At 62.2% G+C, this 24344-nt stretch carries 23 protein-coding genes, 1 tRNA gene and 4 pseudogenes; 14 read left to right on the top strand and 14 right to left on the bottom strand.

All coding sequences use genetic code 11. The features are described from left to right. The first annotated feature begins 32 nt into the window (after positions 1 to 32). The 3 genes from LN139_RS16755 (at position 33) to LN139_RS24930 (ending at position 1799) form a co-directional block, all read left to right on the top strand. Positions 33 to 1136 carry an AAA family ATPase gene (locus LN139_RS16755; protein ID WP_236355279.1) on the top strand — a complete coding sequence of 368 codons (1104 nt, stop codon included), beginning with the start codon at positions 33 to 35 and terminating at the stop codon, positions 1134 to 1136. Beyond that, entirely contained in the window at positions 1133 to 1411 is a 279-nt protein-coding gene (locus LN139_RS24935; protein WP_268944766.1) for a DUF4276 family protein, read from the top strand. The genes LN139_RS16755 and LN139_RS24935 overlap by 4 nt, the downstream gene beginning before the upstream one ends. A 67-nt stretch (positions 1412 to 1478) precedes the next feature. Beyond that, the gene (locus tag LN139_RS24930) at positions 1479 to 1799 is read left to right on the top strand and encodes a DUF4276 family protein (RefSeq protein WP_268944765.1); all 321 of its coding nucleotides are present in this window, start codon (positions 1479 to 1481) and stop codon (positions 1797 to 1799) included. Between the two features lie 53 nt (positions 1800 to 1852). Here LN139_RS24930 and ychF read toward each other — a convergent pair whose 3' ends face one another. From ychF to LN139_RS16710, 8 genes and pseudogenes are all read right to left on the bottom strand, one after another. Next, the gene (ychF, locus tag LN139_RS16745; RefSeq protein WP_236355278.1) at positions 1853 to 2953 is read right to left on the bottom strand and encodes a redox-regulated ATPase YchF; all 1101 of its coding nucleotides are present in this window, start codon (positions 2951 to 2953) and stop codon (positions 1853 to 1855) included. A 21-nt stretch (positions 2954 to 2974) separates the two neighbouring features. Then, positions 2975 to 3558: pseudogene (pth, locus tag LN139_RS16740) on the bottom strand (aminoacyl-tRNA hydrolase). A 68-nt stretch (positions 3559 to 3626) separates the two neighbouring features. Further along, positions 3627 to 4235, bottom strand: a complete 609-nt coding sequence (locus LN139_RS16735; RefSeq protein WP_236355277.1) for a 50S ribosomal protein L25/general stress protein Ctc — start codon at positions 4233 to 4235, stop codon at positions 3627 to 3629. Between the two features lie 138 nt (positions 4236 to 4373). Then, positions 4374 to 5315, bottom strand: a complete 942-nt coding sequence (locus LN139_RS16730) for a ribose-phosphate pyrophosphokinase (protein ID WP_236355276.1) — start codon at positions 5313 to 5315, stop codon at positions 4374 to 4376. Between the two features lie 47 nt (positions 5316 to 5362). Further along, a tRNA-Gln gene (locus LN139_RS16725) sits at positions 5363 to 5437 on the bottom strand. Between the two features lie 34 nt (positions 5438 to 5471). After that, positions 5472 to 6323: a 4-(cytidine 5'-diphospho)-2-C-methyl-D-erythritol kinase gene (ispE, locus tag LN139_RS16720; protein WP_236355275.1), complete on the bottom strand. Its 852-nt coding sequence runs from the start codon at positions 6321 to 6323 to the stop codon at positions 5472 to 5474. 1 nt (position 6324) lies between these two features. Further along, positions 6325 to 6941: pseudogene (lolB, locus tag LN139_RS16715) on the bottom strand (lipoprotein insertase outer membrane protein LolB). Positions 6942 to 6944: 3 nt separating this feature from the next. Next, on the bottom strand, positions 6945 to 8675 hold the full coding sequence (locus LN139_RS16710; protein WP_236355274.1) for a tetratricopeptide repeat protein: 1731 nt from the start codon (positions 8673 to 8675) through the stop codon (positions 6945 to 6947). A 180-nt stretch (positions 8676 to 8855) separates the two neighbouring features. Here LN139_RS16710 and hemA point away from each other — a divergent pair, with 180 nt between their 5' ends. The 6 genes and pseudogenes from hemA (at position 8856) to LN139_RS16680 (ending at position 14221) form a co-directional block, all read left to right on the top strand. Then, positions 8856 to 10133: a glutamyl-tRNA reductase gene (hemA, locus tag LN139_RS16705; protein ID WP_236355273.1), complete on the top strand. Its 1278-nt coding sequence runs from the start codon at positions 8856 to 8858 to the stop codon at positions 10131 to 10133. Next, positions 10130 to 11212 carry a peptide chain release factor 1 gene (gene prfA / locus LN139_RS16700; RefSeq protein ID WP_236355272.1) on the top strand — a complete coding sequence of 361 codons (1083 nt, stop codon included), beginning with the start codon at positions 10130 to 10132 and terminating at the stop codon, positions 11210 to 11212. The genes hemA and prfA overlap by 4 nt, the downstream gene beginning before the upstream one ends. Next, a complete protein-coding gene (gene prmC, locus LN139_RS16695; RefSeq protein WP_236355271.1) occupies positions 11213 to 12043 on the top strand; it encodes a peptide chain release factor N(5)-glutamine methyltransferase in 831 nt (276 codons plus the stop codon). Beyond that, the gene (locus LN139_RS16690; RefSeq protein WP_236355270.1) at positions 12037 to 12792 is read left to right on the top strand and encodes a molybdopterin-synthase adenylyltransferase MoeB; all 756 of its coding nucleotides are present in this window, start codon (positions 12037 to 12039) and stop codon (positions 12790 to 12792) included. The genes prmC and LN139_RS16690 overlap by 7 nt, the downstream gene beginning before the upstream one ends. Continuing rightward, positions 12785 to 13581 (top strand): annotated as a pseudogene (murI, locus tag LN139_RS16685) (glutamate racemase). The gene LN139_RS16690 and the pseudogene murI overlap by 8 nt, the downstream one beginning before the upstream one ends. A gap of 121 nt (positions 13582 to 13702) precedes the next feature. Next, the gene (locus tag LN139_RS16680) at positions 13703 to 14221 is read left to right on the top strand and encodes an acyloxyacyl hydrolase (RefSeq protein ID WP_236355269.1); all 519 of its coding nucleotides are present in this window, start codon (positions 13703 to 13705) and stop codon (positions 14219 to 14221) included. Here the strand turns inward: LN139_RS16680 and phrB are convergent. The 4 genes and pseudogenes from phrB to LN139_RS16660 form a co-directional block, all read right to left on the bottom strand. After that, a pseudogene (gene phrB, locus LN139_RS16675) lies at positions 14222 to 15654 on the bottom strand (deoxyribodipyrimidine photo-lyase). Beyond that, positions 15651 to 16583, bottom strand: a complete 933-nt coding sequence (locus LN139_RS16670; RefSeq protein ID WP_236355268.1) for a MerR family transcriptional regulator — start codon at positions 16581 to 16583, stop codon at positions 15651 to 15653. The pseudogene phrB and the gene LN139_RS16670 overlap by 4 nt, the downstream one beginning before the upstream one ends. Positions 16584 to 16585: 2 nt before the next feature. After that, complete coding sequence (locus LN139_RS16665) at positions 16586 to 17551, bottom strand: 2-thiouracil desulfurase family protein (protein ID WP_236355267.1); 966 nt, start codon at positions 17549 to 17551, stop codon at positions 16586 to 16588. 103 nt (positions 17552 to 17654) lie between these two features. Then, on the bottom strand, positions 17655 to 18647 hold the full coding sequence (locus LN139_RS16660; RefSeq protein ID WP_236355266.1) for an NAD(P)/FAD-dependent oxidoreductase: 993 nt from the start codon (positions 18645 to 18647) through the stop codon (positions 17655 to 17657). A 210-nt stretch (positions 18648 to 18857) separates the two neighbouring features. Between LN139_RS16660 and LN139_RS16655 the strand changes: the two genes are divergently transcribed. Further along, on the top strand, positions 18858 to 19760 hold the full coding sequence (locus tag LN139_RS16655) for a TIGR01777 family oxidoreductase (RefSeq protein WP_236355265.1): 903 nt from the start codon (positions 18858 to 18860) through the stop codon (positions 19758 to 19760). A gap of 24 nt (positions 19761 to 19784) precedes the next feature. Next, complete coding sequence (gene hemH, locus LN139_RS16650; protein ID WP_236355264.1) at positions 19785 to 20807, top strand: ferrochelatase; 1023 nt, start codon at positions 19785 to 19787, stop codon at positions 20805 to 20807. Between the two features lie 18 nt (positions 20808 to 20825). On the opposite strand, the gene LN139_RS16645 is transcribed toward hemH, so the two are convergent. After that, positions 20826 to 22067 carry a uracil-xanthine permease family protein gene (locus LN139_RS16645; protein WP_236360469.1) on the bottom strand — a complete coding sequence of 414 codons (1242 nt, stop codon included), beginning with the start codon at positions 22065 to 22067 and terminating at the stop codon, positions 20826 to 20828. A gap of 2 nt (positions 22068 to 22069) precedes the next feature. Further along, positions 22070 to 22708, bottom strand: coding sequence for a uracil phosphoribosyltransferase (upp, locus tag LN139_RS16640; RefSeq protein ID WP_236355263.1), 639 nt, complete (start codon positions 22706 to 22708; stop codon positions 22070 to 22072). Positions 22709 to 22867: 159 nt separating this feature from the next. Between upp and LN139_RS16635 the strand changes: the two genes are divergently transcribed. The 3 genes from LN139_RS16635 (at position 22868) to LN139_RS16625 (ending at position 24314) form a co-directional block, all read left to right on the top strand. Continuing rightward, entirely contained in the window at positions 22868 to 23425 is a 558-nt protein-coding gene (locus tag LN139_RS16635) for a hypoxanthine-guanine phosphoribosyltransferase (protein ID WP_236355262.1), read from the top strand. A gap of 62 nt (positions 23426 to 23487) precedes the next feature. After that, complete coding sequence (locus LN139_RS16630; RefSeq protein WP_236355261.1) at positions 23488 to 23961, top strand: hypothetical protein; 474 nt, start codon at positions 23488 to 23490, stop codon at positions 23959 to 23961. A gap of 62 nt (positions 23962 to 24023) precedes the next feature. Beyond that, positions 24024 to 24314: a PA4642 family protein gene (locus tag LN139_RS16625; protein WP_236355260.1), complete on the top strand. Its 291-nt coding sequence runs from the start codon at positions 24024 to 24026 to the stop codon at positions 24312 to 24314. The last annotated feature ends 30 nt before the right edge of the window (positions 24315 to 24344 follow it).

Raw genomic sequence — 24344 nt, 5'->3', positions numbered from 1 at the left:
CAAGCATTATTCAATGTTTGGCCGGTGACCCTATGAGCGCAATCCACAGGCTTTCGATCAGTGGATTCAAGTCCATCCGCACGATGGAAAACCTGCATCTGTCGAGCTTGAACGTCCTGATAGGTGCCAATGATGTGGGCAAGAGCAATTTCGTCGGCTACTTTCGGATGCTCTCTGAATTGGTAGAGGGGCGTTTGCAGATCTGGGCTGCAAAGCAGGGTGGTGCAGAACGTGTACTGAGTTACGGGATCAAGGAAACCCAGGAATTGGTGACGTCCATCCGGTTTGGCGCCAATGGTTACCAAGTCGCATTGGAAGCCACTCCTGAGGGCGGATTCACCTTTATTAGTGAAATGCTTTATTTCAACGGTCCTGTTCACGGGGTATCGAGGCCACGGCTAGGGTCGGGTCACTCCGAGTCGAATCTAAAGAAAGAAATGGATGGGGGCACTTCCAGCAAGATTGCGACGTTCTGCCATCGCGCCATCTCCGGTTGGAAGGTTTTCCACTTCCACGATACCAGCGATACTGCGGGCGTGAAGCGGCAAGGCTCACTGCACGATAACGCTTTCCTGAGAATGGACGCCTCGAACCTGGCAGCCTTTCTCTATCGCCTGCGTGATGACTCACCTCAGGTCTACAGCCAGATCAGAAAGACAGTGCGCCTTGCCGTGCCGTTTTTCGATGACTTCGTACTTCAACCGACTACATTGCCTACCGAAGAGCAACAGATTCGCCTGTTGTGGAAGCAGAACGACAGCGACTATTCGCTTTGGCCAAGCCAGCTGTCCGATGGTTCGATTCGGTTTATCTGCTTGGCTACCGCGTTGCTGCAACCGGAGCCTCCTACGACCATCATCATCGATGAACCAGAGCTGGGCTTGCATCCTTATGCAATCGTGTTGCTGGGCGCGCTGATACGTTCAGCAGCCACGCGCACGCAAGTGATCGTTTCGACACAATCGGTATCGTTGCTCAATGAGTTCGGGATTCAAGACTTGATCGTCGTGGAGCGCGAATCGGGTGGGTCGGTTTTCAAGCGGCTGGATGAGGACGACTTTTCCGAATGGTTGCAGGACTACTGCATTGGCGAGCTATGGGAGAAAAACATCCTGGGTGGGAGACCTTCACGATGATCCGGGTGCATGTCATCTGTGAAGGGCAAACTGAGGAGATGTTCGTCAAGGAGCTGCTGGTTCCTTATTTCCAGGCACTGTCTATTCAGTTGGTTCCCGCCTTGGTGGGCAAGCCTGGCCATAAGGGCGGCAACTTCAAATTCGAACGCCTGCGTGCAGACGTTCAGAACAGGCTGCTAGGTGATGCTACGGCCTACTGCACTTCATTCTTCGACTTTTATGGTTTGCCCGAGTCTTTTCCAGGAAAAGGCTCGGGGCCGGAACGGCATCCATAAAAGAAAAAGCCTCGGCTGTTCAGCAGGCGATGGTGGCGGAGCTCGCCAAGGTGATTGCGCGGGGCCGATGCGGCGATTCGTGCCCTTCGTGCAGATGTACGAGTTCGAGTCACTACTGTTCAGTGACCCTGAAGCCTTCGCTCAGGGCGTTGATCGCCCCGAACTGGGCCTGGGTTTGCGAGAGGTGGTGGGCAAATTCGAAAGCCCTGAACATATCAACAACAGCCCAGCGACGGCACCCAGCAAGCGCATCGAAGCATTGATGCCGGGGTATGAGAAGCCGCTGATGGGCACGTTGGCCGCTCTGCAGATCGGACTTGACTCCATGCGTGCGGAGTGTGCGCTATTCGATGCCTGGCTGGCAGGCATCGAATCTTTGAAGCGCTGAAGGCAGATAGCTCGCTCCTTGGCTTGTGTGGTTAACCAAGGGCAGGCCAGGCGTCAAACGTTGAAACGGAAATGCATTACATCGCCATCCTTGACGATGTATTCCTTGCCTTCCAGCCGCCACTTGCCCGCTTCCTTCGCACCGTTCTCACCCTTGAACTGGATGAAGTCGTCATAGGCGACCACTTCGGCGCGGATGAAGCCTTTCTCGAAGTCGGTGTGGATCACGGCAGCGGACTGCGGCGCAGTAGCACCTACACGTACGGTCCAGGCACGGACTTCCTTCACGCCAGCGGTGAAATAGGTTTGCAGGTTCAGCAGCGAGTAGCCGGCGCGGATCACGCGGTTCAGGCCGGGTTCCTCCAGGCCCAGTTCTTCGAGGAACATGTCCTTCTCCTCGCCGTCGTCGAGTTCGGCGATCTCGGCCTCGATCTTGTTGCAGACCGGTACCACGATGGCGCCTTCCTCGGCGGCGATGGCCTTGACCACATCCAGCAGCGGGTTGTTCTCGAAGCCGTCTTCAGCCACGTTGGCGATGTACATCACCGGTTTGCTGGTCAGCAGGTGGAAGCCACGGATAACGGCCTTTTCCTCTGGGCTCATGTTCTTCATCAGGCTGCGCGCAGGCTTGCCTTCGGTGAAGTGCGGAATGAGTTTTTCCAGAATGGCCTTCTGCGCCAGCGCGTCCTTGTCGCCGCCCTTGGCATTGCGGGCGACCTTCTGCAGTTGCTTCTCGCAACTGTCGAGGTCGGCGAAGATCAGCTCCAGGTCGATGATCTCGATGTCGCGCTTGGGGTCGACGCTGTTGGAAACGTGAATCACGTTCTCGTCTTCGAAGCAGCGCACCACGTGGGCGATGGCATCGGTTTCGCGGATGTTGGCGAGGAACTTGTTGCCCAGGCCTTCACCTTTGGAGGCACCGGCCACCAGGCCCGCGATGTCCACGAACTCCATGGTGGTGGGGATCACCCGTTCAGGCTTGACGATTGCCGCCAGTGCATCGAGGCGCGCATCGGGCATCGGTACGATGCCGCTGTTGGGCTCGATGGTGCAGAACGGAAAGTTCTCCGCTGCGATGCCGGATTTGGTCAGCGCGTTGAACAGGGTGGATTTGCCTACGTTGGGCAGGCCGACGATGCCGCAGTTGAAACCCATGGTGCTTCCCTCTTCGAAGAGTCAGGCCTTCTGGCTGTGCAGGTCGCGCATCGCTTTCGGCCAGTCGCCGGCGAGGATGGTCGGCAGCACGCCGAGGGCGAAATCGATACTGGCGTCGAGCTTGTCCTGTTCTTCGCGCGGAGCGCGGCCCAGAACGAACCCAGACACCTTGCTGGCATCACCGGGGTGGCCGATACCCAGCCGCAGGCGGTGAAACCCGTTGTTGTTGCCGAGCGAGGCGATGATGTCGCGAAGCCCGTTATGGCCGCCGTGGCCGCCACCCTGCTTGAGTTTGGCAACGCCCGGGGCATGTCGAGTTCGTCGTGAGCCACCAGGATGGCGTCTACCGGAATGCGGAAGAAATTCGCCAGCGCACCGACCGACTGGCCGCTGCGGTTCATGTAGGTGGTAGGGATCAGCAGACGAACGTCCTGGCCTTTGTGGGTAAAACGCCCCACCAGGCCTGAATACTTGCGATCAGCCGCCAGGTTCACGTTCTGGTCGCGGGCGATACGCTCAACGAAAAGAGCCCCTGCGTTATGCCGGGTCTGTTCGTATTCGGGGCCGGGGTTTCCCAGGCCAACGATCAACTGGATGGCGGTCACGTCAGGGGCTCTTCCTTTTTGCACGCTGTCAGGCCACCCGAAGGTGGCCGTGGGCGCAAGCGGCTCGATTACTCGGCGGCTTCTTCGCCTTCTTCGCCGTCTTCAACCTGCACGCGCGGAGCGTGAACGTTGGCGACAGCCAGGTCGTTGCCGTGGGCCAGGGCCACGAACTCGACGCCTTTGGGCGCTTTGACATCGGACAGGTGAACGATGGTACCGATTTCAGCATCGGCCATGTCCACTTCGATGAACTCAGGCAGGTCCTTGGGCAGGCAGGACACTTCCAGCTCGGTCTCGGTGTGCGAGATCTCGCCGCCTTTCTTGACAGCAGCTTCCTGGTTCATGAAGTGAACCGGGACCTTGGCGGTCAGTTTCTGGCCAGCAACGACGCGAACGAAGTCAGCGTGCAGCGGGAAGCCTTTTACTGGATGACGCTGCAGTGCCTTGATCAGGACGTTCTGCTTTTTGCCGCCGACGTTCAGCTCGATGACGTGAGCGAAGGTGGCTTCGTTTTCCAGCAGTTTGCTGAAGTCCTTGGCGATCAGGGTGATCGACTCGGGGGCCTGGTTACCACCGTATACAACGGCAGGGATCTGGCCAGCATTGCGACGCAGGCGGCGGCTCGCACCTTTCCCCGAATCGGAACGCGCTTCGGCATTCAGGATGAAATCAGTCATTTTGTATCTCCAGATTGGCCTTTTGGGCGCTTGCGTTTGCGACCAGCGCAAGGGCTTTCAAGGCAAAAAAGCCCCGCCCGGCAAACAATGCTCGGGCGGGGCGCGTTTCGTCAGCGTGATGCCGAGAGGGCAGGGCCCTCAGCGGAACATCGCGCTGATCGATTCTTCGTTGCTGATGCGGCGAACCGCTTCGGCGACGACCGGTGCGATGTCCAGTTGGCGGACACGTGCACAGGCTTGTGCTGCGGCAGACAGCGGGATGGTATTGGTCACCACCAGCTCGTCAAGCACGGAATTCTCGATGTTCTCGATGGCGCGGCCCGACAGCACCGGGTGGGTGCAATAGGCGTACACCTTGGCCGCGCCATGCTCTTTCAGCGCCTTGGCGGCATGGCAGAGTGTGCCGGCGGTATCGACCATGTCATCGACCAGGATGCAGGTACGGCCTTCCACGTCACCGATGATGTGCATCACCTCGGAGTGGTTGGCTTTCTCGCGACGCTTGTCGATGATACCCAGATCGACGCCCAGCGACTTGGCTACGGCACGTGCACGCACGACGCCACCGATGTCGGGGGAAACGATCATGAGGTTTTCGAAACGTTGATCTTCGATGTCATCGACCAGCACGGGCGAGCCGTAGATGTTGTCGACAGGGATATCGAAGAAGCCCTGAATCTGATCGGCATGCAGGTCGACAGTGAGCACCCGGTCGATACCGACCACGGTGAGCATGTCGGCCACGACCTTGGCGCTGATCGCAACACGTGCGGAGCGCGGGCGGCGGTCCTGGCGGGCATAACCGAAATAGGGGATCACGGCGGTGATTCGCGATGCCGAGGAGCGGCGGAAGGCGTCTGCCATCACTACCAGTTCCATCAGGTTATCGTTGGTCGGTGCACAGGTGGGCTGAATGATGAAGACGTCTTTACCGCGAACGTTTTCGTTGATTTCAGCACTGATTTCACCGTCGGAGAACTTGCCGACCGAGACATCACCCAGGGGGATATGAAGCTGACGTACGACACGCCGAGCCAGATCGGGGTTGGAATTCCCCGTAAAGACCATCATCTTGGACACGCGCAGTACCTGCCGGCTGAGGGTATACCTGGATGAGTATAGGAAAATGGCAGGGGCGGCTGGATTCGAACCAACGCATGGCAGGATCAAAACCTGCTGCCTTACCGCTTGGCGACGCCCCTGTAGCGGATCATCGAGTGCTGGGCACTCGGTTCTTTAGAACAGACTCTGCAACTTGCGATGCAACATCGAAGTGTTGCTTCCCTTCGCTACAAACCCTGTTAGGGTCTCTGTCAGAAGGCCCGAAACCTTATCAGCTTCGACCTTGTTTGGGAAGGCCCCAAACACACAACTTCCAGTGCCGGTGAGTCTAGCGCATGTGAATTTGTTTAGCAAATTCAGTGCGTTACGTACTTCTGGGTAACGCTGCTCTACCACCGGTTGGCAGTCATTTCGACTGTTTCCCTTGGGAACGGGGCGCACTTTAATGGGCTTCGAGTTACGTGTCAACAGCGGATCTGAAAAAATTTCTGCTGTACTTACAGAGACTTGCGGGACGAGCACCAGATACCACGGTTCTTCAGGTTCCACAGGGGTGAGGATTTCCCCGACGCCCTCGGCAAAGGCGGCCTTGCCGCGCACGAAAACCGGTACGTCTGCCCCCAGCTTCAGCCCAAGCGCCGCCAGCCGGTCTTCGCCCAGTTGCGTGCCCCATAGGTAATCCAGCCCCAGCAGAGTGGTGGCAGCGTTCGAACTGCCGCCACCGATCCCGCCGCCCATGGGCAGCACTTTGCGCAGCCAGATGTCGGCGCCCAGGCAAGTGCCGCTGGCCTGTTGCAGTGCCCGTGCGGCGCGCACGATCAGGTTGCTCTCGTGCGGCACGCCGGCGAGGTCGCTGTGAAGGTGTATCTCACCGTCGTCACGCACGGCGAAATCCAGCTCGTCGCCATGATCGAGAAACTGAAAGAGCGTTTGCAGTTCGTGGTAGCCGTCGGGGCGGCGGCCAAGAATGTGCAGCATCAGGTTGAGCTTGGCCGGAGAGGGCAGCGTCAGGCGTTCGCTGGGCATTTCAGCGGCCCAGCTGGCGCGGCTGCCAGTCCTTGATCACCAGGGTCACGTCCAGGTCATGGCCTTGCAGCTTGATGCGCTCTGGCAGTTGATAAGGGCCCTGTTCGCTGTAGCGGGTGTAGTCCAGCCGCCAGCCGTCCTGTTCCAGGTGAGCGAGATGGCTGTCGCCGTCGAGCGTGATCGATGCCTTGCTGCCGGGGCGGGCAGCCCGCGCACCCAATAGATCAGGTTCGAAACCGGCAGGTTCCAGCCCAGTTGGTCACGCAACAACTGCTCGGGGCTGTCGGCGTCGAAGCGGCCCTGGTTGGCCACTTCCAGGCTGGCCTTGCCCGGGCGGCCGGTCAGGCGCGCGGCGCCGCGGCCCAATGGGCCGGAGAGGCGGATGTCGTAATAGTCCTGACGCTGCAGCCAGTACAGCGTGCCGCTGCCGGAATCCTGCGGTGCCCGGATGCCGATCTTGCCGTTGATTTCCCAGCCATTGACCGTGCCCACCTGGGCCTTGTGCGCAGCCCACTGCTCAGGAGAGCCGCTGCCCTGCACCGCCTCCTGTTGACCAAGGCCGGCGCAGCCGGCGAGCAGGGAAAAACAGAACAGGGCGAGGCAGTGGCGCAATTGCATGGGTCAGAGGGTCTCGGAGCCGGTCAGGCGCTGCAGGGTGCTGCGCAGGACGGGGCTGTCAGGTTGATCTTTAAGGCCTTGTGCCCACACGTCGCGGGCTTCTTTCTGTTTGCCACGAGCCCAGAGCACTTCGCCCAGGTGCGCGGCCACTTCGTGGTCGGGGAACTGGCTGAAGGCCTGGCGCAGGTAGGTTTCGGCCTGTTCGAGGTTGCCCAGGCGGAAGTTGACCCAGCCCAGGCTGTCGAGAATCGCCGGATCTTCCGGCGTCAGCCGGTGAGCTTTTTCGATCAGTTCCTTGGCTTCGGCGTAGCGCTGGGTGCGGTCCGACAGCGTATAACCCAGGGCGTTTAGGGCCATGGCGTTGTCCGGATCGTGGGCGATGATGGCGCGCAGGTCTTTTTCCAGCTGCGCCAGGTCGCCGCGTTTTTCACCCAGCATCGCGCGGGTATACAGCAGGCTCGGGTCATTCGGGTGCTGGGTCAGAGCCTTGTTCAGCACGCCCATGGCCAGCGAGTCCTTGTCGTTGTCGGCCAGCGCCTCGGCTTCGACCAGCCACAGCTGCACGGCATAGTCAGGGGCCGCCAGGCGATTGTCGGCCAGGCGCCGGGAAGCATCGGCAGCGCGGCCATTGGCGATCAGGATATCGGCCAGGCGCAATTGGGCAGGCAGGTAGTCAGGGCCAGGCGTCACCAGCGAATACTGGTTCACTGCGCGTTCCAGGTTGCCACGCTCTTCGGCAAGCCGGCCGAGGTTCAGATGCGCCGAGTCCACATGAGCTTCACGCTCGACCAGGTCGTTGAGCAGGCTTTCAGCCTGGTCCCAGTCCTTTTCCTCCAGGCAGATGAGCGCCAGCGAATAGCGCAGGTCGTCATCGTCGGGGTACTGCTGGAGCAACTGGTCGAACTGCACCTTGGCGTCGGCGATGCGGTTCTGCTCCACCAGAGTGCGTGCGTAGGTCAGGCGCAAGCGTTTGTCGTCCGGGCTCTTGCGGATGTACTTCTCCAGCAATTGCACGGCCTTCTTGCCCTGATCGGTGGCCTGAAGCAGGCGTGCCTCAAGCAGCACCGGCGCCACTTCGCCATCTTTGGGCGGGTTGTCTTCGAGCAGCTTCAGCGCCCCGGCGGTGTCACCGTCCTGTTGCAACAGCAGAGCCTTGCCGAAAATCAGCTGGCCGTTGTTGGGGTACTTGGTGAGCAGCCGGTCGAAGCTCTGCTTCAGGCCGTCGCGGGTTGGCTTGTCGGTTTCTGCCGCGCTCAGCGCAAGGAAATCGAAATGGGTTTCGCCGCGGCCCTGCAGCACCTTTTCCATGTACACCATGGACTGGTCGTAACGGCCGGAGCGCGCGAGCTGGATGGCTGCCGCACGCTGTGCATCGGTGCTTTCCGGCGCTTCGCTCGCCCACAGCAACGCCATCTCGATAGCGGGCTGGTCGGCCCCCAGGTATTCGGCGATACGGTAGGCGCGCTCGGCGACGCCAGCATCGTGGGTTTTGCGCGCCTGGTCGACGTAGTTGGCCAAGGCAATGTCGAAGCGGTTGCGTTGCCCTGCCAATTCGGCTGCCAGCAGGCTATAGACGGCACCAGGCGGAAAACTTGCGTATTTCTCGGGCTTGGCGGGAGTGCTTGCCGGGGCTTCTTCGTCGGCTTGCGGGCCGTTGGGCTGGCCGACTGGCGGCAGGGCCTGGCAACCGCTGAGCACGGCGAGGGCGAGAAGCAACGCGGGGGATCTATTCATATAAGGGCATTCAAACGATTGACCTGCGATTGACGGGCATGATGACACAAGCGACTGCACAAAACCCAGCGACAGGCCGGTGGGCCGAGCCGTCTATTGGGACAATAGAGCACGGTGGTTGTTCTGTGCTCTGCGAAGTAGGACAATTGCCGGCTTGTTCGTCCTCATCAGCGACATTGAATGGCCTTCCTCGCCCTCGGTATCAACCACAAGACTGCTTCGGTGGACGTGCGCGAGCGCGTTGCGTTCACCCCCGAGCAACTGGTCGACGCCTTGCAGCAGCTCTGCCGGCACACCGATAGCCGCGAAGCTGCCATCCTCTCTACCTGCAACCGCAGCGAGCTTTACCTGGAACAGGAGAGCCCCGCCGCGGAGGCGGTGCTGCGCTGGCTGGCCGATTATCACCAGCTGAGTGTCGAAGAGCTTCAGGCCAGCGCCTATGTGCACCAGGACGACGACGCCGTGCGCCACATGATGCGAGTCGCCTCAGGGCTCGACTCGCTGGTGCTCGGCGAGCCGCAGATCCTCGGCCAGATGAAGTCGGCCTACGCTGTGGCGCGCGAGGCCGGTACGGTCGGCCCGCTGCTCGGGCGGCTGTTCCAGGCCACCTTCAATGCCGCCAAGCAGGTGCGCACCGATACCGCGATAGGTGAAAACCCGGTGTCGGTGGCGTTCGCCGCCGTGAGCCTGGCGCGGCAGATCTTCAGCGACCTGCAACGCAGCCAGGCATTGTTGATCGGCGCCGGCGAAACCATCACGCTGGTCGCCCGGCACCTGCATGAGCAGGGTGTAAAGCGTATCGTTGTGGCCAACCGCACTCTGGAGCGTGCGTGCCTGCTGGCAGAGGAGTTCGGCGCGCGTGCCGTTCTGCTCTCCGACATCCCGCAGGAGCTTGCCGGCAGCGACATCGTGATCAGTTCCACGGCCAGCCAGTTGCCGATCCTGGGCAAGGGCGCAGTGGAAAGCGCGCTGAAGCTGCGCAAGCACAAGCCGATCTTCATGGTCGACATCGCCGTACCGCGCGACATCGAGCCGGAAGTCGGCGAGCTCGAAGACGTGTATCTGTATTCGGTGGACGACTTGCATGAAGTGGTCGCCGAAAACCTCAAGAGCCGCCAGGGCGCTGCACAAGCGGCCGAAGACATGGTCGCCGCCGGCGTGGGCGATTTCATGGGCAGGCTGCGCGGGTTGGCCGCGGTGGACGTGCTGCGAGCCTACCGCCAGCAGGCCGAGCGGTTGCGCGACGACGAGCTGCAGAAGGCCCAGCGGGCGCTGGCCAATGGCGCCACCGCCGAGCAGGCCCTGGCGCTGCTGGCACGGGGCCTGACCAACAAACTGCTGCACGCCCCAAGCGTGCAACTGAAGAAGTTTTCCGCCGAGGGCCGCGTCGAAGCGCTGGCCACGGCCCAGGAATTGTTCGCCCTCAACGAGGGCTCACCGGATAACCCCCCGCAATGAAAGCGTCGCTGCTCAACAAGCTGGAGACCCTCCAGGATCGCTACGAGGAACTCACCGCGCTGCTGGGTGACGCCGAGATCATTACCGATCAGGTCAAATTCCGCGCCTATTCGCGCGAATACGCCGAAGTCGAGCCGGTCGTGCAGGCCTTCGCCGGCTGGCGCAAGGCGCAGGCTGATCTCGAGGGCGCCCAGGCGCTGCTCAAGGACAGCGACCCGGACCTGCGCGAGATGGCTGTGCTGGAAGTGGCCGAAGCCAAGGACACGATCGCCGCGTTCGAAAGCGCCTTGCAACGCATGCTGCTGCCCAAGGACCCCAACGACGGCCGTAACGTGTTCCTGGAAATCCGCGCCGGCACCGGCGGTGACGAGGCTGCGATCTTCTCCGGCGACCTGTTCCGCATGTATTCGCGCTATGCCGAGCGCCAGGGCTGGCGGGTCGAGGTGATGTCGGAAAACGAAGGCGAGCACGGCGGCTATAAAGAGGTGATCGCCCGGGTCGAAGGCGACAACGTTTACGCCAAGCTCAAGTTCGAGTCCGGCGCGCACCGCGTGCAGCGAGTGCCGGAAACCGAATCCCAGGGCCGCATTCATACCTCGGCCTGTACCGTGGCGGTGCTGCCCGAGCCCGATGAGCAGGCAGCGATCCAGATCAACCCGGCCGACCTGCGGGTAGACACTTACCGCGCTTCCGGCGCGGGCGGGCAGCACATCAACAAGACCGACTCGGCGATCCGCATCACCCACTTGCCCACCGGCATGGTGGTGGAGTGCCAGGAGGAGCGCTCGCGGCGCGAGAACCGTGCGCGGGCGATGTCCTGGCTGCAGGCACGGCTGGACGACATGCAGACCAGCGCGCAACAGAACGCCATTGCCAGCGAGCGCAAGCTGCTGGTCGGCTCGGGTGACCGCTCCGAGCGCATCCGCACGTACAATTTTCCGCAGGGCCGGGTCACCGACCATCGCGTCAACCTGACCCTCTACGCGCTCGATGAAGTACTCGCAGGCGGCGTGGAAGCGGTGATCGAACCTTTGCTGGCCGAATACCAGGCCGATCAACTGGCCGCTTTGGGTGACTGAATGACCATTATTGCCAGCCTGCTGCGCGAAGCGCAGATCCCACAGTCGCCTACCGCGCGCCTGGACGCCGAGTTGCTGCTCGCCGCTGCCCTGGGCAAAACCCGCAGCTACCTGCGCACCTGGCCCGAGCGCATCGTCGCCAACGACCAGGCCCAGGCCTTCGCGGGCTACGTGGCGCGGCGCAATGAAGGCGAGCCGGTGGCTTACATTCTTGGCCAGCAGGGTTTCTGGTCGCTCGACCTCGAAGTCGCGCCGCACACCCTGATCCCGCGCCCGGAGACCGAGCTGCTGGTGGAAACTGCTCTTGAGTTGGTGCCGGCGCCAAGTGCTCGGGCGCTGGACCTGGGCACCGGCACCGGCGCTATCGCCCTGGCCATGGCCCGCGAGCGTGCGGGTTGGCAGGTGACCGCCGTGGACCGTGTCGAGGAGGCGGTTGCCCTGGCTGAGCGCAATCGGCAGCGCCTTGGCCTGAACAACGTTCAGGTGCTGGCGAGCCACTGGTTCTCCGGCTTTACCGATGAACGTTTCGAGGTGATCGTCAGCAACCCGCCCTATATCGCAGAGCAAGACCCGCACCTGGTGGCGGGTGATGTGCGTTTCGAGCCTGCCAGTGCGCTGGTTTCAGGCACGGACGGGCTCGATGATATCCGCCAGATCATCGCTCAGGCCCCCGCATACCTGGCCAGGGGCGGCTGGCTGCTGCTGGAGCATGGCTACGACCAGGCGCCGCGCGTGCGTGAGTTGCTGGCCAAACACGGTTTCGAACAGATAGAAAGCCGCGAAGACCTCGGCGGCCACGAGCGCATCAGCCTGGGCCGGCGGGCATGCTGAGCGACGACGAACTGCTGCGCTACAGCCGGCAGGTGTTGTTGCCGCAGATCGACGTAGCGGGGCAACTGCGCCTGAAGCAGGCGCGCGTGCTGATCGTCGGGCTGGGTGGGCTGGGTTCGCCGGTTGCCCTTTATCTGGCCGCCGCTGGTATTGGCCAATTGCATCTGGCCGATTTCGATAGCGTCGATGTCACCAATCTGCAGCGCCAGGTGCTGCACGGCAATGCCGACATTGGCCTGCCCAAGGTCGACTCCGCGCTGGCACGCCTGAAGGCATTGAACCCCTGTATCGAGCTGGTGCCGCATCGCCAGGCATTGAGCGAAGCTTGCTTGGCTGAGGTAATCGGCGGCGTGGACCTGGTGCTCGATTGCAGTGATAACTTCGCCACGCGGGAGGCGGTCAATGCTGCCTGCGTGGCCGCCAGGGTGCCGTTGGTCAGCGGCGCTGCGATTCGCCTGGAGGGCCAGCTCTCGGTGTTCGACCCTCGGCAGGCGAGCAGCCCGTGCTACCACTGCCTGTACGGCCATGGCAGTGAAGAGGAACTCACCTGCAGCCAGGCAGGTGTCGCCGGGCCGCTGGTCGGGCTGGTCGGGAGCCTGCAGGCGCTGGAGGCATTGAAACTGCTGGCCGGTTTCGGGGAACCGCTGGTGGGCAGGCTGTTGCTGATCGATGCGCTGGGCACCCGCTTTCGCGAGCTGAGGGTCAAGCGTGACCCGGCGTGCCCGGTGTGTGGAGGCCCCCATGGCTGAGGCGAGCGCCCCCGTTGGCGTGTTCGATTCAGGGGTTGGCGGCCTGTCGGTGCTGCACGAGCTCAAGGCGTTGCTGCCTCGGGAAAACTGGCTTTACGTCGCCGATGGCGGGCACTGCCCCTACGGTGAAAAGAGCCCGAATACATCCGCGAGCGCATGGCGCACGTGGCCGCCTTTTTGCGCGAGCAGGGCGCCAAGGCGCTGGTGATCGCCTGCAATACCGCAACCGTCGCCGCCTGCGCAGACCTGCGCCAGCGCTACCCTGATTGGCCGATCGTCGCCATGGAGCCAGCAGTCAAGCCGGCTGCCAGCGCCACGCGTAATGGCAAGGTCGGAGTGCTGGCGACCACCGGGACCTTGCAGAGCGCTCGTTTTGCAGCTTTGCTGGATCAGTTCGCCAGCGACGTGCAGGTGTTCACTCAGCCCTGCCCGGGGCTGGTCGAGCTGATAGAAACCGGGAAGTTGCATAGCCCGGCATTGCTGCGTTTGCTGCAAGGTTACCTGGGGCCGCTGCTGGAGGCCGGTTGCGACACCCTGATCCTGGGCTGTACGCACTATCCGTTCTTGAGGCCACTGCTCGCCACCTTGTTGCCGCCCGACATGGTCCTGATCGACACCGGGGCAGCGGTGGCCCGGCAGGCGCACCGTCTGTTGAGCCAGCATGTGATGTTGAGTGAAGAAGGCGAGGGCAAGGTGCAGTACTGGACCAGCGGTGCCCCGAAGGCTCTGCAGGCCGTGCTCCCAGCACTGGGGTGTGAGCCAGGTCCTGTCTGCCTATTGCCAGTGTAAAAAAGATGTGAAAAGGTCGTTGTGCAGCAGTGAACTTATAACGCAGGCCAAGCTTCTATAGCTGAGTTCGGCTTTGCACCTTTTACGTACCTGAAAAGAACACTACACAGGAAGTACGTCGATGAAACGCTTGATGGGGTTGGCCGCCACGGCGGTGTTGGTTCTGGGGTACAGCGTAGGTGCACAGGCCGATGGCGTGACGTTCTCCGCCGGCGAAACCGGCGAGTCCACTCAGGTCTATCGCCTGGGTTACCAGATCGACTGGGACAAAAGCTGGCTGCAAAGCGGTGCCGGCCGCCTGACGGGCTATTGGGACGCCGGCTATACCTACTGGGATGGCGACAAGCACTCCAGCGTCCACAGCGTTTCATTCGCGCCGGTGTTCCGCTATGAGTTCGGCAATGGCTCGATCAAGCCTTTCATCGAGGCGGGCATCGGGGTATCGCTGTTCTCGCAAACCCAGGTCGAAGACAACAAGCTCGGGTCGTCCTTCAACTTCGAAGATCGCCTGGGCCTGGGCGTTCAATTGCCGGGCGGCCACGAGTTGAGCGTTCGTGCGATCCATTACTCGAACGGTGGCATCAAAGAGCCTAACGACGGTATCGAAGCCTACTCGCTCAACTACAAACTGCCGCTCTGATCACAGATTGCGAAAGGCGCTGAGCGCGCGCTCCCGGCTGCGCTTGAGGTCGACGATCGGCTTGGGATAGTCCACTTGCGCAAACAGCCCACCGCTGACTTTGGCCGGCTCATGAACGGTCTTGGCGCATAGCGGCTCCAGTTGTGGCAGCCACTGCTTCAGGAACACCCCCTGCGGGTCGAAGCGCTGTGACTGGCTCAACGGATTGAACAGCCGGAAGTAGGGCACAGAGTCAGTGCCGGTAGAAGCACTCCACTGCCAGCCGCCATTGTTCGCCGCCAGGTCGCCATCGATCAGGTGGCTCATGAAAAACCGCTCACCTTCCCGCCAGTCGATCAACAGGTTCTTGGTCAGGAACATCGCAGTGACCATTCGCAGCCTGTTGTGCATCCATCCGGTTTCGACCAACTGCTTCATTGCCGCATCAACCAGTGGAATACCGGTACGGCCTTCCTGCCAGGCGGCCAATTCATCAGGTGCATCGCGCCAGGGCAGCGCTTCGGTTTCTGGGCGAAATGCACGGTGCATCGAGACACGCGGGAAGCCTTCGAGGATGTGCCGGTAGAACTCCCGCCAGATCAGCTCACTCATCCAGGTCGTTGCACCGCTGCTGCCTGAATAGAGTTCACCCCGATTATGACGCAGTGCGGCGTGCAGGCACTGGCGGATCGACACCACGCCGGCATTGAGATACGTGGAGAGGGTACTGGTCCCGGGGTGCGCGGGCAGGTCACGTTCGGTGTCATAGTCATCGATGTTGGCATCGGTGAAATGATCAAGCCGCTTGCGGGCCTCCGCTTCGCCGGCCGGCCAAAGCTTGCGCAGGGCCTCGCTTGGCGCGTCGAAGCCTTTGAGCGTCGCCGGCGCCTCGTCGCTGGGCACATCGAGCGCGGCCTGCTTGCTGGGGCGATGGTGAATGCTGGGCAAGCCGTGTTCGAGCCGTGCCAGGCACTGTTTCTTGAACTGGCTGAAGACCTTGAAGTAGCCCCCGAATTCGTGAGGATCGCGCCCGGTTCGAACAAGGTGCCGTCCAGCCAGCTGTGCCACCGAACGTCACTGTGCTTCAAGGCTTCAGCGGTCGCGGCATCACGGCGGCCTTCGTTGACGCCATACTCGCGGTTGCAGTGCACTGCCTCGATCTTGTGTTCATTGCACAGGCGCTCTATCAGAGCGGGCACTTTGTCCCAGGTGTCGGCACGTTTGATCAACAGGGGGATGTTCAGCTCCGCCAACTGCGAGCCGAGTTCGCGCAGGTTACGCAACCAGAAATCCACTTTGCTGGCAGCGTCGTCGTGGCTCAGCCACTGGCCAGGGCTCAGGATGAACAGTGCAATCGTAGGCCCTGCAGAGCAGGCATGCGCAAGGGCCGTGTTGTCGTGAATGCGCAGGTCTGTGCGCAGCCAGGCCAGTTGACGTGGTGCCGAAGCTGTCATGCAAACCCCTTAGAAAACGTTGGCCGTTTGAAGCTGTTGGTAGGCATCCAGGGCGCGCTGGCGAGCGGCAGGCTCGAGAGGCTTGTGTGCATCGCCAGTTCGCTGCGGTGGATTTCAACACAAGGCCCTGCCAACAGCACGTGGCCAGCGCCCTCCACCTGGATGGCAAGGCGTTCGACACTGATCGGCCGGCTCGAATACAGCACCGTCGCCCTGGCCTCCAGCAACGCTGCGGTGGCCGCCAGTTCGCCAGGCGGCAAGGCGGAATCGAACACTTCAACGGGGCAATCGGCGCTGCTGATCAGCCAGGCGGTGATCCACAGCGCAGGCTCCATGGGCAGGTCCGATTGATTGATCGGCGGCGCAGGCTTGCCACTGACCTGGCGGTTGTTGTGGTAAACCCGCGCGCCCAATTTGCTGCGCAGCCAGCTCAGGAAGAAGATCCGCTGGGCAGCGCTGCCAGGCTGGCCCTGCCAGCGCAACTCCAGCTCCCGCAGCAGCGGCATGAGTAGCTGCTCGCACAGCGTGCTGGGCGGGTAGAGCGCCATGGCCTGGTTGAGTTTGTCGTCGAGTTTGCGCTCCGCGAGCTCTGCAACAGCAGTGATCAGGTGCTGGCACATCGGTTGCCACTCGTTCTCGGAACGCTGCCGCAAGCGCTCGGCAGGTGCTTCCAGCAGAACCTTCACCTGGCTTACCGGCACTCCCCGGTTGAGCCACGTCAGCACAGACTCGATGCGAGCCAGATGTTCGGCAGAGTAGAGCCTGTGGCCTTTAGGCGTGCGGTGTGGCACGACCAGCCCATAGCGGCGTTCCCAGGCACGTAAAGTGACCGGGTTCACTCCGGTACGGCGCGATACTTCACGAATAGGCAGCCAACCTTCGGCCAGCGCCTGGTTGTAATCATTGTCGAGAGCGAGTGCAGGGCTCATGGTCAGATTGCGTTTCTCAAGCTGAGTTTTTCAGGATGGGGTTGTAGATAGACCTGCTGCGCGATGTAAGGGTCCGGATGCAAGCGAAACAAGTGCTTGAGCAATGTCAGGGGGACCACCAGTGGAACTGTCCCATCGCGGTATTGCAGGATCAGGTCGCGAATTTCCGCTTTGTCTTGCGGATCCATGTGGCGGCGCAGGTAGCCACTGATGTGCATGAGCACATTGGCATGATTGCCCCGCGTCGCGCAGCGCCGCAGGCCTTGCATCAAGCCGTGGAAATACTCTTCGGCAACTTCTTCCAGGGGGCGCTGGCCGCTGCTGCCCAGCAAGGCGCCAAGCACTTTGTACTGTTCGGGATTGCACGCCATCAGCTGGTATTTATAGCGCGCGTGGAATTCGGTGATGGCACGGCGGCTCAGCCCATTTACCTTCAACGCCTGCCAGTCAGCGTAGGCGTAAACGCGTGTGACGAAGTTTTCCCGCAGTACTGGGTCGCACAAACGGCCTTCTTCTTCCACAGGCAGGTCGGGCCGGGCTTCGCAGAACGCCTTGGCGTAGACGCCGCTGCCACCCTCCATCTGGGGGATGCCGTCTTCACGGTAAACCTTCACCCGCTCTACACCACAGGAGGGGGACTTCTGCATGAAGATGTAGCCACTGATGTCGCCCAGGGTGTCGGCCATTTCCTTACCGTAATCTGCAAGCGCTTGAGTCACCTCAACGCTTTTGTCCACAGTACCGCGCGCCTTGGGCGACTCGGGGTCGCCTACCAGGCGAATGGGCTGGCGCGGCACGCCAAGGCCGATGGCCATCTCTGGGCACACCTTGACGAACTGAAAATGATCGCTGAGCAGGTTGCGGCAGTAGCGCGACTGCTTATGCCCGCCGTTGTAACGGACCTCGTCGCCCATCAGGCAAGCGCTGATGGCGATCTTGGGTTTACGAGTAGGCACGTTGGCGAGCATGGAGACCTCTGCACGTAGAGTTGTACAAGCTTAAAAGATTTGTACAAGTTGTGCAGGTTCACTCAGGCCGATTGCAGCCAGCCCCGATCAGCGGGGCGCTCGCTCAGGCTTCCAGATGTTCGATCAATTTGCGTGCCGCCTCCTGGCCGCTGAGCCAGGCGCCTTCGACTCGGCCCGACAGGCACCAGTCGCCACATACATAAAGCCCCAGGTCGGAGTCCGCCAGCGCGCCCCACTCATGTGCGCCGGCAGGCCGGGCGTAGAGCCATCGGTGCGCCAGGCTGAGCTGTGGTTCCGGCACAGGGCAATTGATCAGCTCAGCGAAGGCGCCGCACAAAAGCTCGATCACCGATTCTTTCGGCAGGTCGATATGTTGCCGGCTCCACTGCGCGCTCGCATGCAGCACCCAGGTGTCGAGCGTGCTGCTGCGCCCCGGTTTGCTGCGGTCGCAGGCCAGCCAATCCAGCGGGCTGCCTTGTACAAAGCAGCCCTGCATGCGAGTGTCGAGCGGGGTGTCGAAGGCCAGGGCGACTGCCCAGGTCGGGTCCATCTTCACCCCCGCTACCAGAGCCGCCAACTTGGGCGCGGCTGACAGCAGGGCTGTGGCCTGGGGCGCGGGCACTGCGCAAATCACGTGGCTGAAGGGGCCATGGCTGTTGTTATCGGCGTCGAGCAGTTGCCAATAGTCCCTGCCGCGAAACACCTCGACGATTCGGCAGCTGTAGGTGGCCTGCGCATCAGCGGCGAGGGCGCGGCAGAGCGCTCCCATGCGCGGGGTGCCGACCCAGCGGGTTTGCTCGTCCGGCGAAAAAGCCATGCCATTGCTGCCGGCGGTGTAGAGGGAAGGCGCCCACTCGGCAACATGCCCTTGAACCTGCCATTGCCTGAGTTGCGCAACGAAACGGCGATCACGCGCCGTGAAGTATTGGGCGCCCAGGTCCAGAGAACCTGCGTCGCTGCGCTTGCTCGACATCCGGCCGCCTGGCCCTTTGCTCTTGTCGAACAGGTGCACCGTGTGCCCGGCCTGCGTCAAGGCCTGAGCAGCGGAAAGGCCGGCGATGCCGGTGCCGATGATTGCGATGGGTACAGTCGTCATGGGTGACCTCTATACGTCTCGATGCACAGGCTACGCTTGCTGCGGGAGCCGGTACATTCAGAAAAACAGGTATAAGTTCGAGCGTCCTTAAAACCTATACGTGTTGAGGTGTCCTATGTTTTATCTGAGAACGAACGAGGCCATTAGTGCCCCGCCTCAACTGCAATACATCACAAAGGCCCCCGGGCCGGCCACTACGAGGTAACTGCCATGCACATTTTGCTGACCGGTGGTACAGGGATGATCGGCCAGCGGCTGTGCCGTTTCTGGGCCGAACGAGGGCATCGGTTGACAGTGCTCAGCCGCGATCCGGCCCAGGTGGCTGCGCGCTGCGGCGCCGGAGTGCGCGGCGTTGCCCATCTGAGCGAACTGGACGACGACCCGCTCGACGCGGTGGTGAACCTCGCGGGTGCACCCATCGCGGATCGGCCCTGGACGGCTGCACGTCGCAAGCTGTTGTGGGCCAGCCGCATTGGCTTGACCGAGGAGCTGGTGGCGTGGCTTGGCCATCGCAAGCAGCGGCCCACCGTGCTGATCTCAGGCTCCGCTGTGGGCTGGTACGGTGATGGAGGGCAGCGCACGCTGGATGAGACCTGCACACCGGTCAGCGAGGATTTCGCCAGCCAGCTGTGCATTGCCTGGGAAGAGACCGCAGAGCGCGCCCGGAGCCTGGGCGTGCGGGTGGTGCTGGTGCGCACCGGGCTGGTGCTGGCGCCTGAAGGCGGCATGCTCAAGCGCATGGCATTGCCGTTTCGCCTGGGGCTGGGCGGCAGGCTGGGCACTGGCCGCCAGTGGATGCCGTGGATTCATATCGACGACCAGGTAGCACTGATAGATTTTTTATTGAACCGGGAGAGCGCCGACGGCCCCTATAATGCGTGCGCGCCGCACCCGGTGCGTAACCGCGAATTCGTCGGGCGCCTGGGCAAGGCGCTGCACCGGCCTGCGGTGCTGCCCATGCCCGGCTCGCTGTTGCGCTTCATGCTCGGCGAAATGGCCGGCCTGCTCACCGGTGGCCAGCATGCGGTGCCCGCTCGCCTCACCGAGGCCGGCTTCAGCTTTCGCTACACCGAATTGCAAACGGCGCTGGGCGATATATTCCGCCAGCGTTGAACTCGAACCGAAACAGGATTGTGCATGACCGATCACGCGCTGCTGCTGGTCAACCTGGGCTCACCGGCTTCCACTGAAGTAAGTGACGTGGCCAGCTACCTGAACCAGTTCCTGATGGACCCTTATGTCATCGACCTGCCGTGGCCTCTGCGGCGCCTGCTGGTGTCGTTGATCCTGATAAAACGTCCTGCGCAGTCGGCGCATGCCTATGCGTCGATCTGGTGGAAGGAAGGCTCGCCGCTGGTGGAGCTTACGCGCCGCCTGCAACAGCAGATGCACGGGCTGTGGCCGCACGGGCCGGTCGAGATCGCCATGCGTTACGGCGAGCCGTCGCTGCAAAATGTGCTGCAGAAGCTGGCCGATCAGGGCGTGCGCAACGTCACGCTGGCGCCGCTTTACCCGCAATTTGCCGACAGCACGGTCACAACCGTCGTGCAAATGGCTCATCAGGTAATTGCCGAGCAGAAGTTGCCGATCACCTTCACAACGCTCAAGCCGTTCTATGACGAGCCGCTTTACATCCAGGCCCTCGCCGACAGCGCACGCCCCTGGTTGGAGCACGAATACGACCACCTGCTGCTGAGCTTTCACGGCCTGCCGGAAAGCCACATCCGCAAGTTGCTCCCCAAGGGCAGCAAGCATGACCTGCGCACCGCCGACTGCTGCGCGCAGGCTACTGCTGAAGAACGTGCCGTGCGCTATCGCGGGCAGTGCCTGGCGACTGCAAAGTCCGTCGCCCAGGCACTGGGGTTGCCGGAGGGCAAGTGGTCGGTAGCGTTCCAGTCGCGGCTGGGCAAGAACAAATGGATCGAGCCCTACACCGATGCGCGGTTGGACGAGCTGGCTGCCCGTGGCGTGAAGCGCCTGTTGGTGATGTGCCCGGCCTTCGTGGCCGACTGCATCGAAACTCTGGAAGAGATCGGCATTCGCGGGCAGGAACAGTTCCGCGAAGCGGGGGGAGAGGAGCTTGTGCTGGTGCCTTGCCTGAATGACCACCCAGGTTGGGCTCAGGCCCTGGCGCAGCTGGCCCAGCGCGCCTCGGTGTGAGGCGCGCCAGGCGCGGGCTCAGGCCTGCGCCTTGGGCAGCAGCAGGTTCAGCGCGATCGCCACGATGGCGCACAGCGCGATGCCTTTGAGGCCAAAATCCCCTGCGCCAGTACCGGTGCCGATCAGCACGCCGCCGATGCCGAACACCAGCGTCACCGACACGATTACCAGGTTGCGCGGTTGGCCAAGGTCGACCTGATGGCGAATCAGCGTATTCAGGCCTACTGCGGCGATGGAGCCGAACAGCAGGCACAGAATGCCGCCCATCACTGGCACTGGAATGCTTTGCAGCAATGCGCCGAATTTACCGATGAACGCCAGTGAAACCGCGAACACTGCTGCCCAGGTCATGATTTTGGGGTTGTAGTTGCGAGTGAGCATCACCGCGCCGGTGACCTCGGCATAGGTGGTGTTGGGCGGCCCGCCGAACAGGCCGGCGGCGGTGGTCGCAAGGCCGTCACCGAGCAGCGTCCGGTGCAGGCCGGGTGTGCGCAGGTAATCTCGGCCAGTGACGCTGCCGACCGCAATTACCCCGCCGATGTGCTCGATGGCAGGCGCCAGTGCCACCGGCACGATGAACAGGATCGCCTGCAGGTTGAAGGCCGGTGCCGTAAAGTGTGGCAGTGCCAGCCATGGCGCGCTGGCGACCTTGCTGAAGTCGGTGACCCCAAGCAGTTGAGCCATGCCGAAACCCACCAGCACGCCAGCGATGATCGGCACCAGGCGCAGCATGCCACGGCCGAACACGGCCACCACCAAGGTGGTGAGCAGCGCTGACATCGAAATCAGGATGGCGGTGCGATACGGAATCAGCTCCGCACCGTCGCCGGCCTTGCCCATGGCCATGTTGGCCGCGATCGGCGCCATGGCCAGGCCGATGGATATCACCACCGGGCCGATGACCACTGGCGGCAGCAAGCGGTCGATGAAGCCCGTGCCCTTGATCTTCACCGCCAGCCCGAGAAAGGTGTAGACGAAGCCTGCGGCCATCACCCCGCCCATGGTCTCGGCCAGGCCGAACTGGCCTTTGGCGAGGATGATCGGGGTAATGAAGGCAAAGCTCGACGCCAGGAACACCGGCACCTGGCGGCCGGTGACCAGTTGAAACAGCAGCGTGCCCAAGCCCGCAGTGAACAGCGCCACGTTAGGGTCCAGCCCTGTGATCAGTGGCATCAGCACCAACGCACCGAAGGCCACGAACAGCATTTGCGCGCCGGAGAGTACCGTGCGCCACAGCGGGTCGTTGAACTCGCTCTGCATCATCAGGCGTCCTTTTGCTTGGTGCCGAAGATCTTGTCACCGGCATCGCCCAGCCCCGGCATGATGTAGCCGTGCTCATTCAGGCCCTGATCGATGGAGGCGGTGTAGATGCGCACGTCCGGGTGGGCGCTTTCCACGGCAGCGATGCCTTCGGGGGCCGCGACCAGCACCATGGCGCGAATGTCGCGGCAGCCAGCCTTTTTCAGCAGGTCGATGGTGGCGACCATCGAACCGCCGGTGGCCAGCATCGGGTCAATGATCAGCGCCAGGCGCTCGCCGATGCCCGTCACCAGTTTTTCAAGATACGTGTGCGCTTCGAGGGTTTCCTCGTTACGCGCCACGCCCACGGCGCTGACCTTTGCGCCCGGGATCAGGCTGAGCACGCCATCGAGCATGCCGATGCCGGCGCGCAGGATCGGCACCACGGTGATCTTCTTGCCGGCGATCTTCTCTACCTGCACCGCGCCGCACCAGCCATCGATCTCGTAGGTTTCCAGCGGCAGGTCCTGGGTGGCTTCGTAGGTCAGCAGTGCGCCGACTTCCTGGGCGAGTTCGCGAAAGTTCTTGGTACTGATATCGGCACGGCGCATCAGGCCGATCTTGTGGCGGATCAGCGGGTGACGGATTTCGCGAACGGGCATGTGCAACTCTCCAAAGGGCGCGGAAAAAACGCGCTAGATTAATCTATTCAGCGCAAGGCGTGGGGTTGTTCAAGCACGTTAGTCCACAATCGCTTGCTTCGTTCACGCCGGATGCGTACCTTTGCCGGCTTTTATTTCGCCACCTTCAGGAGAGCACCTATGCCTGCCGATCTCAGCCATATCCGCCAGGTCATGGAAGAAGCAGATTGCCTTTATTCAGAGGCCGAAGTAGAAGCCGCCATCGCCCAGGTGGGCGAGCGCATCACGGCCGAAATGGCAGAGAGCAATCCGGTGGTGTTCTGCGTGCTCAACGGTGGGCTGATCTTCGCGGGCAAGCTGCTGACGCACCTGCGCTTCCCGCTGGAGGCCTCCTACCTGCACGCCACTCGCTATCGCAACGAAACCCGTGGCGGCGACCTGTTCTGGAAGGCCAAGCCGGAAATCTCGTTCATCGACCGCGACGTGCTGATCATCGATGACATCCTCGACGAAGGTCACACCCTCAGCGCCATCATGGACTTCTGCCGCCACGCCGGTGCCCGCTCGGTGCGTACCGCCGTGCTGATCGACAAGGCCCACGACCGCAAGGCCAGCCCTGACCTGAAGGCCGATTTCGTTGGCATGTCGTGCATCGACCGCTTCATCTTCGGCTATGGCATGGACTACAAAGGCTACTGGCGCAACGCCCCGGGCATCTACGCGGTAAAAGGCTTGTAACCCGCTCGGTGAGCGGCGTGCGGGGTGTGCTACAGTTCAGCGCCACCCCGCCGGAGCCCGCTATGCGCCTGCCGCTCGTCGTCACTCTCTCCTTGCTGTGCGCCACCCCGTTGGCCGCCGCTCCGCTGCATGCCCAGTACCTCCCGCCTGACGACAACAACCTGCGCAAAGGCGAGCCAACCCAGCAGCAACTGCTGCAGGTCACCGAGTTCAGCGTGGTGGCCGGTAACGAGCGCCTGTCCAACGAGCAGCCCATTCCGGTGACGGCGCCGCTGTCGTTGCGCCTGAAGGGCAAGCCCCTGAACAAAGGCGGGGCGCTTTACCAGGTGCTGGTGACGTTCGACAGTGAAAGCAAGAGCCTGAAAAAGCCCAGCTTCGACGAGGCCAGCAAGACCCTCACTCTGAACTACCCCTTGAACCAGTACCGCATCCTGATGGACATGTTGCGCAATGACACCGTTTACGTGCAATTCCTGACCTATGAGAACGGCCACATCTGGGCCGACCTGCACACGGCGGGCGGCCGCGCGCGTTGAGCGCAAGCCGGGCAGGGCGGTACACTGCCGGCCTCGTGAAACCGTTCGGGCCTGGAGTAGCAATGCGCAAAGACAAAAAGCAGATCATCGGCGACGAGATCAGCGACGACTACATCAAGACGTTCCTGCAGTTCGAACCCGCGGACGGTACTCCCGCGCCGCTGCACAAGCTGATCAAGGCTTATCGCGGCCTGCGTGTGGACGACTTCGAGCGGTTCGTGGGGTTCTTCAAGGAACAGGGCCTGGACGTAGGCGCTCAGGATGCTCAGGGGAAGGATTTCGTGGCGCATATTCAAGACCAGCGTAACGCGCCTGAATATATCGCGATCATCGAAGCAGCCCGCAAGGGCTGATCCGAAGCGTCGCGCGGCGAGCCGCCCTTC

Origin of the sequence: Pseudomonas sp. KNUC1026 (assembly GCF_021650705.1) — a bacterium.
Taxonomy (GTDB): Bacteria; Pseudomonadota; Gammaproteobacteria; order Pseudomonadales; family Pseudomonadaceae; genus Aquipseudomonas.
The sequence above is the reverse complement of the archived record's forward strand: the minus strand, read 5'-3'. Positions and strand labels throughout refer to the sequence as shown.